Genomic DNA, 11243 nt, shown 5'->3' with positions numbered 1-11243 from the left:
AGCTGTTGCTTCACAACTGAACCGGCGCGCCTCAATCCATTGCTGGTCGGGAGGCCATGAGCTAGGGTCGAGTCCCAGTCGCGCCCTTCGCGCGCGCGGAGTTACCGATGACAAGCGCCCGTTGCTCCTCCCTGGTCCTCGCCCTGTTCTCACTCTCGGGTGTTGCTTGTTCGTCGAGCAGCACCCCTCCGTCGGAAGAACCGGGGGTCGCAGGCGCGGGCGGCCAAGCGCAGGCGGGCGCCGGTGGTAACGCCGCGAGCGCGGGCAGCACCCCGGGCGGTGGCTGGCCCGGCTCCGCGGGCGCGGGCGGAGCGGCCGCAGGCGGCGCGGGCGGCAGCGCGAGTGGCGCGGGCATGGGGGGGGCGAGCGGTGGTGGCGGTCAAGCCGGCGACAGCGGCGGCAGCGCAGGCGGCGCGACCGGGACGGACGCGGTCAAGAGCGCTGGCTGCGGCAAAGCGAAGACTCTGCAAAACGGCACGATCGACATCTCGTTCGGCGGCGCCTCTCGCAAGTACATCCTTCGCGTGCCGAGCGATTACGACAAGGACAAGCCGTATCGGCTCGTGTTCGCCTTCGCGGAGTCCGGCTCCTCCGCCATGTCGGTGGCGAACCGGAACTACTTCACGATGGCGACGCTCGACACTGGAGCTACCACCATCTTCGTCGCGCCGGACGCCGCGAACGGCGCCGGTTCCTGGAGCAAGTCGGACGTGGAGCTGACGGACGCGATCCTGGAGGAGCTCGAGGGAGATCTCTGCATCGACAAAACTCGGATCTTCGCCACCGGCTTCAGCTTCGGGGGAGCGATGTCGTTGGCTCTCGCCTGCACCCGCGCGGACGTGTTCCGAGGCGTCGCCTTCTTTTCGGGGGCAGATCTCACGGGCTCCTGCACGGCGACGTTGACCAAGCCGATCGCCTACTACGCGTCGCAAGCCAGCGGTGACAGCAGCGGCCCCCCCATGCCGACCAGCGGTCGCGTCAAACAAGCCGAGTTCGCGAAGGTCAACGGCTGCATGGAGGAGCCGTCGGCGACCACCTTCCCGGCAGCTGGCCAGCCCCACACGTGTACCGAGTACAAGGGCTGCTCCGCAGGTCACCCCACCAAGTACTGCGTGTTCGACGGCCCGCACGGCTGGGAGCCGAAGGACCCCGGGCAATCGACGAGCTGGAACGCCCCCGAGGCGTGGAAATTCATCACGCAATTCTGATTTCGAGTCGAGGACTGCGTCGGGCGCAACGACGATGGGGAGGCGGTCGCCGGGCGACGCCGTCAAAGCTCGCAGTTGGCGGCGGAGTCGGCGGCCTCTACGAGGCACACGTCGCCGTCGGCGCCGTTGGTGAGTCGGTCGCCATCGAGAGTGTCCGTCCCCGCGACGCCGTCGAGGTAGTCGTCTCCGCCATCGCCGAAGAGCTGGTCGTCCCCGCCGTCGCCGAACAATCGGTCGTTGCCGGCGCCGCCGGAGGTAGCCGCTCCGCAGACCGCGTCTTTGACCTGGCCAGACTCGGCTGCACGCTACGCGGCGCCGGAAGAGGGCGGTGCCCTCGCCGAGCGACGAGGAGCAAGCGATGCCAGGGAGCAGGGATCTGGTGCAGTTGCGTGCGGCGTTGTCGAGGTATCGAGAGCAGCAGCGGCGCGGGAAGTACCCGAGGGAGCTGCGGGAGCGGGCCGAGGCCTATGCGAAGGAGCGCTGCCGGGCGGGGGCGACGCCGAGCGAGATCGCGGCCGAGCTCGGAGTCCGCACCGTGACCGCCAGCCGATGGGTCTCCGGAGGTGAGGGCTCCGACGAGGGCGCGCCGCGGGCAACACCCAAGACGGTCGAGGCCTTGCCGTTCGTGCCGGTGGTGGTGCGTCCGGAGCGCCGGGATGCATCGGCGATGCGGCTGAGGCTTGCGTTCGCCGACGGGACGCGGATGCAGGTCTGTGGGCTCAGTGCGCGCGATCTCGTGGAAGCGATCGACGCGGTGCGGAGGGGACGGTGACCCCCGCGACGATAGCGGTCTACCTTGCCGTCGGTCCGATCGACTTGCGGGGAGCGTTCGACCGGCTTGCCGCGATCACCCGGCAGGTGCTGTGCCTCGACCCGGCGAGCGGCGCGCTCTTCCTGTTTCTCAATAGAAAGCGCGACCGGCTCAAAGCGCTTTGGTGGGATCGCAACGGATACACGATCCTATATAGACGTCTCTCGAAGGGGAGTTTCTCTCTGCCCCCGTTCACGGAGGCGGACGGCAAATGCATCGAGCTGTCGGCACAGGATTTCGCCCAGCTGCTCGCTGGCCTCCCCGTGGACGAGCTGGCAAACCGTCGCCGGATTGTCCACTGACCGGGACACGAGGACGTAGCTCGGAGGCCGAGGTCTCGGCCTCGGTGAGGCACGATGGCTGCCGGCGCAGCGCGACGGGGAGATGAAGCAGAGCGCGTGCCGGGCCGCCCGGAAGACCTCGTGAGGGCGCATCGCCGGGGGTGCAGCACGCCCCGTCGTGCATTCCGCGCAGCGACCCGATTTTCTCATTGAATCAGTGAAGTATCGATGAAGAGCCGCTGCCCTCGCTGACGGCGTGACTCCCGCTTCCATCAAGCGTTCATCCTCCGGCAGTTTCTGAGCACGAGGCACTTGCCAAGAGGGGACAGAGGGTGCATTGATGGCACGCCTTGTCCTCGACGGCGCGACACGGTGACACCGAGCTACCGCAAGCGGCGGAGACAGAGCGCTTTGACGGCGCGGCGCTCGTGCTCGGCTATCTCCAGGCCAGGGCACAAGGACAAGCCGCCGCGGTGGACGCCGCGTCGCTGGTCGACGCGCTCTTACGGCGGGTGCAGGAGCGCGAGGCGAAGCTGACCGAGCTGTCGACGGCGGAGCAGCAGGCGCGAGAGCTCGATCGCTTGGTCGAGTCGCTCAAGGCGCAGAATCAACAGCTGCAAGAGACGATCCGTGCCTTGGAGATCGGGTTCCGGCGCCATGTCTCCGAGCGGGTCTCGCCGGACCAGCTGCGGCTTTCGCTGGCCGGCGAGCCAGGCGCCTCTCCGGCTCCGGCCGAGTCGCACGCCGAGGGCGTCGACGCCTCGGCCGAAGCGGCTTCGAGCGAGACCGGCAGCCCGCCGCAGGACCCCGCGAGCCCGTCGGAGCTCGCGGGAGCGGCAGAGTCGTCCTCCGGCTCCGACCACGGCGGTCGCAAGCGCGTCAAGCGCCACGACCACGGGCGCCGTCGCATCAGCGTCATCCCGAGGGCGATCGTCGAGATTGTGCCGCCGGAGGTGCTGCCCGGACGAGAGCCGATCGCCTGGGGCAGCGCGAACGCCGGCCAGCTCGGCAATGGCAGCCTGAAGGTGAACATCCCCATCGCCGTGATCGGGCTCTGAGCCTGATGCGACGACGCTTCGCTCGACGGCGGACCCAGGGGATCGTAGCGATTCCCTGGGCGGTAGCTGGCGATCGAGAGCTCGACCGGGCGAAAGCGCGGCGAAGGCAAGGCGTCGAGCGGGTACCACGCGAGCTCGGCGATCGTGCGATCCGTCGTCACACTCTCCCAAGATCCCGGAGAATCCGACGGATCGCGACGGAGTTGAAGGAGTCAGCAATGATGCGCGTGGCGATCCTCGACGACTACCAGGGCGTGGCGCTCCGGATGGCCGACTGGAAGAGCCTCCATCCGGCGGCGGAGGTGCAGGCCTTCGCCGACCACCTCGACGACCTCGACGCCCTGGCCGAGCGGCTGCGCCCCTTCGACGGCGCGGTGCTCATGCGCGAGCGCACGCCGTTTCCGCGCGCGCTGCTCGAGAGGCTGCCGCGCTTGCGGCTGCTGGTCACGGCCGGCATGCGCAACGCGTCGATCGATCTCGCGGCGGCGACCGCGCGCGGGGTCCAGGTCTCGGGCACCGACATGCTGCCCTACCCGACGGCGGAGCTGACCTGGGGGCTGATCCTCGCCCTGTTCCGGCACATCCCGCGCGAGGACCGCGCCGCGCGCGAGGGCCGCTGGCAGACGACGCTCGGCCTCGGCCTGAAGGGCAAGACGCTCGGGCTCCTCGGGCTCGGCCGGCTCGGCGGCCAGGTGGCGAAGGTGGGCAACGCCTTCGGCATGGCGGTGATCGCCTGGAGCCAGAACCTCACCGCCGAGCGCGCCGCGGAGGCGGGCGCGCGCCTCGTGCCAAAGGACGAGCTCTTCGGCAGCGCGGACGTGGTGAGCATCCACCTCGTGCTGAGCCCGCGGACCCGCGGGCTGGTCGGCGCCGCCGAGCTCGGCCTGATGAAGCCCGCGGCCTTCCTGGTCAACACCTCGCGCGGCCCCATCGTGGACGAGGCGGCGCTCCTCGCCGCCCTGCGCGAGCGGCGCATCGCCGGCGCGGGGCTCGACGTCTTCGAGCCCGAGCCGCTGCCCGAGGGTCATCCGCTGCTCGCCCTCGACAACACGGTGATCACGCCGCACCTCGGCTATGTCACCGAGGAGGGCTATCGCCTGCTCTACGGCCAGGCGGTCGAGGACATCCGCGCATTCCTCGACGGCAAGGTGCTCCGCCCCCTGAATCGGCTGGCAGCAGCGCCGGCACGCCCCTGAGCGCGCCGCTGGCCGGCGTGCTCCGCGGCGGAGAGGCGCTCAGAGGAACTGGCTGCTCCACTTGCGGAACGTCATGATGCCCTTTTCCCCGGCGCACAGGACGGGCTGGGGGCGATAGATCTTGTTCTCCCAGATCGGGATGTCCTCCTCGATCTGCCGGCACACCTCGGCGGCGAGAGCCTGAGCCAGGCGCAGCGCGCCGTCGTTGCGCAGCCAGAAGGCGACGCGGACGTCGATGAGCTCGTCGTCGATCGGGGTGACCGTGTTCACGAAGAGGAGCTCGACGATCCCGGTGAAGCGGATCGTCCCGTACCCCATGCCGTGGCCTTCCCAGGTGATCGTGCCGTCGACCACCTGGCCGCCCGGGCCCTTCTGCTTCACCGCCGAGCGGGATCGGATGATGTGGCCCTCGAACTCGACCTCGGTCCGGGGGGGCGCCGGCATGCTGTGCACAACGACGAAGTGGGCTGGATCCACGATGTTCTCGAGCGTCTCCTGGACGTGCGTCCGGATCCTCCAGCGCTTGCTCATGCCCGGGGACCACTCCGCCGACCGCGCCTCCGGGAGCGGCGGGATCTCGAACTCGGGAGGCTCCCCGCCGAGGGCGTGGTGGACAAGGATCACGCCGTCGAGCTCCCGGACTTCCCAGCAGCGGATCCTCGCCTTCGGGGGGATCGTGTCCGCGTAGGGGATACGCACGCACACCCCCTGGCCGGAGATCACCCATCCGTGGAACGGGCACCGGATCCCGCCCTGCTCGACGCGGCCTCCCACCCCGAGGTGGGCGCCCATATGGGGGCAGTGGGCGTCGAGGACACGGGCCTCGCCGTCCTGCGTCCGGAACAGCACAAGATCCTGCCCGAAGCAGCGGAGCGGGAGGGGACCGCCCGCGGACAGCTCGTCCGAAGACGCGACCTGAAACCAGCCTGTCGGGAACGGCTGAAGAGGGATTCGAGCGCTCACGTGGGTCTCCTCGGCTCCGCGTCTGTCGGGGTCGCCCGGGCGCTCGTGCAGCGCCGGGGGATGGGGTCGGGTCGTGCCGGCGGTCGCGGCATGAGCTCACCATCTTACGAGACCCGGGCGCGTCGAGGTACTGCCAAGCTGGCACCCGCGGGCCCCGCGCGCCCGAGCGGGCGGCCGCGCGCCAGCGTACATCGCGTGTCCGCCGCCTGACCTTGCCCGCCCGCGAGCTGCTCGCGCAACCCGTTCCAGGCTGGTCGAGCGACGACTCGACAACCGCGACCGACGCGTGCGGCGGCACCTCGACGTGGAAGAGCGTCGCGAGCAAGCGGGGTGCGAGCGCCGGGTGCTCACGGAACATCTCGACGAGGGCGTTGTGCTCGAGCGTCGGCATGACGCTCGGCCTCGAGCACACCCCATGCCGACATCAAACGACGGGAGAACGCGAGGCGAGAGCCAATTCAGGGGTGGCAGCGCCATGGCGGAGCGGCGCTGAGGTACGTGGTCATCTCGCTTTCGGCCGAGGGTTTCGAGCCGCGCAATACTCACGGAGCCACGTCATCCTTGAGCTCTCAGCGCAGCCCATCACGGCCATGGCACGCTCGATGGCGTCAAATCGCGCCTGGTCGACAGGAAGATCGAGGTCGCCGATCCAGTCAACGACGTGCTCCATGGCGAGCCCGCGACGGTCAACGCACCGGCTCGTACTCGAATGTGGCTGTTGAACCGCCGGTCACGTCATACGAATCACCCAGCACTCGGAGCCGGTAGAGCGCGGCATGCTCAGCGTCCCACACGAGCAACCCGAGTCCGATGCGGTACGACTCGTCACTCTCATGGATCGATGTCCCGCTCAGGGATGCGAACGCGGTCCAGCTCGAGCAGCCATCCACGTCGGTCGGGATCTCCGCCAGCGCCGCGAAGGACGTCCCCCTCTCACAGATTGACTCGGCCGCAGTAGACCGAAGAGAAATCACCATCGCCGATCGGATACCAAGGTCTCCTGCATCAGACACGGTCCCATCTGAAAGGCGCACATAATCGCCGGCCCCGACCTCCCGCGCCGTCAAGGTAACCGTTTTTGGCCACGTACCTGCATCAGGGGATGCGATTGAACCCCCGCCGGCCCCGACAGAGGGTGCTGTTGAGCCCCCGCCGGCCCCGACAGAGGGTGCTGTTGAGCCCCCGCCGGCCCCGACAGAGGGTGCTGTTGAGCCCCCGCCGGCCCCGACAGAGGGTGCTGTTGAGCCCCCGCCGGCCCCGACAGAGGGCGCTACTGAACCAGTGTCGTCCTCTACAGTTGCGGCCCCTCCACACCCCACGGTCACTGCCAGCAGCGTGAAGCATGCTCCAGCGCACAGTCGCCTACCGTATGTTATCGATCGGTGTCTCATTGTCTGCGTCTCCATTTCTCTTCGCGGATCACGGCGGCAGTAGCTCTCGGTGAAACATGGGGCGCCCTTCGCTAGAAGCGGACAGGCCGCACCATGCCGACCCGGCGACGAGGAGAGCGCCGGCAGCGCCGCCGCGCGCGCCCGCGCGACGGCTGCTCAGGAGCGGCGTGGCTCAGCAGAGGAAGTCGAGGACGTCCTCGTTGAATTTTTCGGGGTTCTCGAGCCACATGAAGTGGCTGCCCCCCTCCTCGGCGCTGAAGACGATGAGCTCGGCGCCGGGGATCTGGTCGGCGACCCACTGCTGGGAGATGGGGTTGAAGATGCTCACCTCGCCTCCGACGACGAGGGTGGGCACGTCGATCCGCGGGATCACGCCCCTCCAGTCCTGCGCGGCCTGGTCCACGAGCAGCTTGGCGGCGTACTCGCGCGGGAGCTTCAGGTTCTCCTCGACGACGAAAGCGAATTGATCCGCCGGATAGCCGGGGCTGAACATGCTGGCCAGGAGGCCCTGGGTCGTGGGGATCCCGTTCGGGCCGCGCAGCGCGGCGGCCGTGTCGTAGAGCGATTGCGGGGTGAACACGGCCCCTGCCTCGGCCGCATCTTCCGCGGACCAGTCCGGCCAGGCCGTCAGCGCCGGGCCCACGTCGACAAGGATCAGGCGGTCCAGGGACTGTCCCCCGTAGTTGTCCCAGTAGCTGTAGAGCACGCCGCACCCCATCGAGTGCCCGAGGGCGGTGACGTGCTTGAGCCTCATCCCGCGGATGAACTCGTACAGATCCCTGCTGAAGCGCGCCATGCGGTAGCCGTGGTCGACCTTCTCCGACGCGCCGTGGCCGCGCCAGTCGAGCGCGAACACATGGTAATGCCGCGCGAAGGCGAGGATCTGCGCCCTGTACAGCGCCGCCGACTGAGACCACCCCGGCAGCAGGAGCAGCGGCTCGCCTCTGCCCGCCTCCAGGTAGTTGAGCGCGACCCCGTCGTCTGTCGTGAAGGTCCTGGAGCGGATGCGCGGCGCGGCGGACGCCTCTCCACCGAGCAGGTGCGTGACGGCCAGGCCCGCGCCGAGGCCCACGGCTTGCTTCAACACCTGGCGACGGGTACGGTCCGAGCTGGACGCACGTGCTCCTTGCTTCTTGTCGGTCATGACTCTTGATCTCCACCGCAGGCCGCGCGAGCACGAGGCTGTCCCCCGGACACAGCGCCGCCACGGCTGAAAGAAAGCAACCCGACGCGACCGCAACAGTCGTCGGGATTGACGACCATGACCGGCGCGCCACAGAGCAAGCTGCACATGAGCGGGCGGCCGCGGCAAGTATGTAAATGCTACTTACAAAAAACCGTAAGCAAATCTCCGACACCGGCGCTCTCCGGCGTTCACCCGCGCTGATTGCACGTCAACACCACGTGGTGTCAGGCCATACGGCTGCCCGTCCGCTGGCAGGTGTCAGGAGCGGCGGCGCCAAGGCTTGCACGTTTCGATAGGCGCTCTTGCTGCCCGCTGCCCTCCTCAACCCCTTACGCCTGCAGCGAAGCGCCCCTGTTCCGGCCCGGGATGTGCGTGCGGAGCGAGGTGAAGCTCACGACCACAAGCGCGACGGCGATGGCCATCGCGTATGAAGAAGTAGCACACGGGCGGCTGCGGCTCGAGCGCGAAGAACGAGCCCCCGGCCACCGTGCCGAGGAAACCGCCGAAGTTGAAGAACCGGCGACGCCCGGAGGGGGCGCCCGGTCAGCCGCCGCGTCCCCACGCGTGCGCCGGGGGGAGCCGCGCCTCGAACCAGCAGAACGTCTCGCGCACGTGGAAGGCGCCGCCGTCGCCGTGCTGCTCGGCGAACCGCGAGAGCGCCGCGGGCTCGATGGCCCGCGGGTCGAACCGGTCGTGCGTCGTCGCCCTCCACCACATGAGCAGCGCGTCGAGCGTCGGATACACGTGTGTCCCCTGCTGCTCCTCCAGGCGGCTCAGCTGCAGGCCGGCGCCCTCGACGTGGTGCGCGATCGCCGCGGCGTCCTCGAAGGCGAGGTCCCGGAGGATCTTCTCCCCCGAAGGGTCCGCGAGCCGCGAGAGCTCCCCGATGAGCACGGGGAGCGACGAGACGCACTGGACGAGGATGCGCCCCGCGGGGTGGATCAGGCCGCGCATCAGGCCGAGGACCGCCCGCTTGTCGCGGATCCAGTGGAACACGAAGTTCGAGAAGACGAGATCGAAGGGGCGGTCCAGGGCGACCTCGCCGAGGGTCTCGGCCGCCCCCACGTGGAACTCCAGGTTGGGCGCGCCGGCGGTGTCGCGGGCGAGCGCGATCCGCGCCTCGTCCGGATCGACCCCGATGACGCGCCCGCCGGGGCCCACGAGCTCGGCGAGCTGCTGCGTGAGGCCGCCTGTGCCGCAGCCGAGGTCGAGCACGAGCTCGCCCCGCCGCACGCCGGCGAGCTCGATGAGGCGCTCGCCGCGCCCCTTCTGCCAGAGGCTCCCTCTCCGGTAAGCCTGAGCGACACGGGAGCTGGTCATGGCTGGCGTCCTTGCGTCGGCGTCACCGTCGAGGTCCCGAGGAAGGTCACACCTCATGTCGCAGCCCCGTGATCGAAGCGCACGGCGACGAGGTAGCCGGAGCCCCGGACCACGTTCGCGGAGTGCGGGACGCCTGGCGGGATCCAGACGCTGGTGCTGGTCGTGACGTGGTGGACGCTGGAGCCGAGCTCGATGCGGTATTCGAGGCCCGTGGGGTCGGGGAGGATCAGGTTGATCTCCGGGCCGTCGTGGGTGTGCAGCGCGGTGTAGTCCCGGCGCGCCGGCTCGGCGCTGTCCACGCGGTGGACCGCCAGGTGAACCGGGAATCCCGCGGCGAAGAACCTGCGGATACACTCGACGTCCTGATGAAACGCGACCGCGGACAGCGGGCTCGGCACGTTGGCGCAGAGGACCGCCTCGTCGAGCCGCTCCCCGGCAGAGATGGACCTCGTGAGGAGGCTGAGGGTCGTGATCGGCGTCGGCGCAGACATCATGATGCTTCGTCCCCCCGGGGCGATGGCGCGGCCACCCCGCCCGCCCGTGTGTGTTGCGAGCCAGCGGGCAATCAGCAAGGCGCATGCCGCCCGGCGCCCCTCGCCGGCGTGACATCCCTTGACGCCGACGAAGCGCGCCGACGCGGCAACTCCGGCCGAAGTCGGCGAACCGCGGCGCACGTCGGGCCGAGGGCTCGACCTCTGCGCCGGGCGAGCCACCGTGACATGTCACGGCCGAGGGCGCGACATGTCACGCTCCGACCGTGACGTCGCGCGCCGCCCCAGCCCCTTTATAATGTCCAGGCCAGAGCGCTGGGGCCGTGCTCCAGCGGAGATCCAGCTTTGCCGGCCTGATCGTGCGTCGGCGCGCGCTGACTCGAGGCGCGAGGCGCGCGCTCAGTTCACGTCAACATAGAAGTCGACGCTCTTCAGGTTCGTGATCGGGCCTTCCCAGATCTCGAACCCGACGGCGACCGCGTTCACCGTGTCGCCGGGCACGCTGAGGCCGCGCGTCTCGGCGTCGCGCACGAAGTCCATCACGTCGAACTCGATCTCGTAGCTGTCGTTCCCTTCGGCGCGCACCCAGTTCACGATCGGCAGGCCGTTCACCATGCCGTTCCAGATGTTCCACGAGCCGGGGACGTTCGCGACCGTCACGCCCTGGTGCGCGGAGTTCGGCTGCCCGGCGGGCTGATAGCTCGGCGGATCGCGCAGCCACACCATGAGGTAGCCGCGGAGCTGCGTGCCGTTGCCCATCCAGATGTCGTACGCGGCGTTGTACTCGCCCTCATTGCCATTTTTGGCCCAGCGCCAGCCGGTGCGCAGGCTCGTGATGGATGCGCTCGGCGCCGGCAAGCCGCAATCGGGCACCTCCCTCACCGAGTAGCGGCCGCAAAAGACGGTCGGGTACGAGGCGGGCTGCCCCATGGAGCCGGCCGTGCCGCTCATGCTCTCCACCGTGAACGACGTGCCTTCCCACGAGACGGTGTGGCTGCCGAAGCCGGGGCCCCAGCCGTTGGTGATGAGCACGTAGGGCGTGTCGTCGCGCGAGACGAGGCCCGTTTCGTACCGCTCGCTCGAGTTGCCGGAGCCGCTCATGGTGCCGGCGCCGAGCTCGGAGCCCGGGTTCGTGGTGCCGCCCGTGCCGCTGCTGACGCTCGCGCTGCCGCTACCTCCGGTACCTGCCGCCTCACCGCCGGAGCCTCCGTCGTCAGAAGATCCAGAGCAACCGGCGGCGAGGGCCGCCGCCAGCGTGAACCGTGCGAAAGACTCGGCCAAGGAACGCGCGCGCATGGTGCGGAACCTATCACCTGGACACCGGCGCACGGTGGCGCA

The 11243-nt window shown here is 69.4% G+C and carries 12 protein-coding genes and 1 pseudogene; 5 read left to right on the top strand and 8 right to left on the bottom strand.

Going from position 1 to position 11243, the window contains the following annotated elements; translation table 11 throughout:
- Positions 1–107 precede the first annotated feature (107 nt).
- Positions 108–1208, top strand: coding sequence for an alpha/beta hydrolase family esterase (locus WMF17_RS09835; protein WP_437649026.1), 1101 nt, complete (start codon positions 108–110; stop codon positions 1206–1208).
- Positions 1209–1270: 62 nt separating this feature from the next.
- Here WMF17_RS09835 and WMF17_RS09830 read toward each other — a convergent pair.
- Positions 1271–1450 (bottom strand): annotated as a pseudogene (locus WMF17_RS09830) (hypothetical protein); the annotation flags it as partial.
- Positions 1451–1605: 155 nt separating this feature from the next.
- Here WMF17_RS09830 and WMF17_RS09825 point away from each other — a divergent pair.
- From WMF17_RS09825 to WMF17_RS09810, 4 genes are all read left to right on the top strand, one after another.
- Entirely contained in the window at positions 1606–1980 is a 375-nt protein-coding gene (locus WMF17_RS09825) for a helix-turn-helix domain-containing protein (RefSeq protein WP_437601711.1), read from the top strand.
- A complete protein-coding gene (gene tnpB, locus WMF17_RS09820; protein WP_437649024.1) occupies positions 1977–2321 on the top strand; it encodes an IS66 family insertion sequence element accessory protein TnpB in 345 nt (114 codons plus the stop codon). The genes WMF17_RS09825 and tnpB overlap by 4 nt, the downstream gene beginning before the upstream one ends.
- Before the next feature lie 329 nt (positions 2322–2650).
- Positions 2651–3358, top strand: a complete 708-nt coding sequence (locus tag WMF17_RS09815) for a hypothetical protein (RefSeq protein WP_437649023.1) — start codon at positions 2651–2653, stop codon at positions 3356–3358.
- A 221-nt stretch (positions 3359–3579) separates the two neighbouring features.
- Entirely contained in the window at positions 3580–4554 is a 975-nt protein-coding gene (locus WMF17_RS09810; protein ID WP_437651313.1) for a D-2-hydroxyacid dehydrogenase family protein, read from the top strand.
- A 39-nt stretch (positions 4555–4593) separates the two neighbouring features.
- Here WMF17_RS09810 and WMF17_RS09805 read toward each other — a convergent pair whose 3' ends face one another.
- The 7 genes from WMF17_RS09805 to WMF17_RS09775 form a co-directional block, all read right to left on the bottom strand.
- Positions 4594–5517 carry a Rieske 2Fe-2S domain-containing protein gene (locus WMF17_RS09805; protein WP_437601708.1) on the bottom strand — a complete coding sequence of 308 codons (924 nt, stop codon included), beginning with the start codon at positions 5515–5517 and terminating at the stop codon, positions 4594–4596.
- A 502-nt stretch (positions 5518–6019) separates the two neighbouring features.
- Positions 6020–6187 (bottom strand): hypothetical protein, encoded by a 168-nt coding sequence (locus WMF17_RS09800; protein ID WP_437601707.1) that lies wholly within the window; start codon positions 6185–6187, stop codon positions 6020–6022.
- A gap of 16 nt (positions 6188–6203) precedes the next feature.
- Positions 6204–6494, bottom strand: coding sequence for a hypothetical protein (locus WMF17_RS09795; RefSeq protein WP_437601706.1), 291 nt, complete (start codon positions 6492–6494; stop codon positions 6204–6206).
- A gap of 586 nt (positions 6495–7080) precedes the next feature.
- Complete coding sequence (locus tag WMF17_RS09790) at positions 7081–7995, bottom strand: alpha/beta fold hydrolase (RefSeq protein WP_437649021.1); 915 nt, start codon at positions 7993–7995, stop codon at positions 7081–7083.
- A gap of 642 nt (positions 7996–8637) precedes the next feature.
- Positions 8638–9414: a class I SAM-dependent methyltransferase gene (locus WMF17_RS09785; RefSeq protein WP_437601704.1), complete on the bottom strand. Its 777-nt coding sequence runs from the start codon at positions 9412–9414 to the stop codon at positions 8638–8640.
- A gap of 53 nt (positions 9415–9467) precedes the next feature.
- Positions 9468–9908: a hypothetical protein gene (locus tag WMF17_RS09780; RefSeq protein WP_437649019.1), complete on the bottom strand. Its 441-nt coding sequence runs from the start codon at positions 9906–9908 to the stop codon at positions 9468–9470.
- A 396-nt stretch (positions 9909–10304) separates the two neighbouring features.
- Complete coding sequence (locus WMF17_RS09775; RefSeq protein ID WP_437649017.1) at positions 10305–11201, bottom strand: GH12 family glycosyl hydrolase domain-containing protein; 897 nt, start codon at positions 11199–11201, stop codon at positions 10305–10307.
- Between the last annotated feature and the right edge of the window lie 42 nt (positions 11202–11243).

It is taken from the genome of Sorangium sp. So ce362 (assembly GCF_051519845.1).
Classification (GTDB): domain Bacteria; phylum Myxococcota_A; class Polyangia; order Polyangiales; family Polyangiaceae; genus Sorangium.
Note: the sequence above shows the minus strand (reverse complement) of the source record. Positions and strands in the feature narration are given on the sequence as shown.

Excerpts from the sequence above, each read along its gene's own strand:
- WMF17_RS09800 (WP_437601707.1), bottom strand. The coding sequence starts at position 6,187 with ATGGAGCACGTCGTTGACTGGATCGGCGACCTCGATCTTCCTGTCGAC.
- WMF17_RS09835 (WP_437649026.1), top strand. The coding sequence starts at position 108 with ATGACAAGCGCCCGTTGCTCCTCCCTGGTCCTCGCCCTGTTCTCACTC.
- WMF17_RS09780 (WP_437649019.1), bottom strand. The coding sequence starts at position 9,908 with ATGATGTCTGCGCCGACGCCGATCACGACCCTCAGCCTCCTCACGAGG.
- WMF17_RS09785 (WP_437601704.1), bottom strand. The coding sequence starts at position 9,414 with ATGACCAGCTCCCGTGTCGCTCAGGCTTACCGGAGAGGGAGCCTCTGG.
- WMF17_RS09810 (WP_437651313.1), top strand. The coding sequence starts at position 3,580 with ATGCGCGTGGCGATCCTCGACGACTACCAGGGCGTGGCGCTCCGGATG.
- WMF17_RS09775 (WP_437649017.1), bottom strand. The coding sequence starts at position 11,201 with ATGCGCGCGCGTTCCTTGGCCGAGTCTTTCGCACGGTTCACGCTGGCG.
- WMF17_RS09795 (WP_437601706.1), bottom strand. The coding sequence starts at position 6,494 with ATGGTGATTTCTCTTCGGTCTACTGCGGCCGAGTCAATCTGTGAGAGG.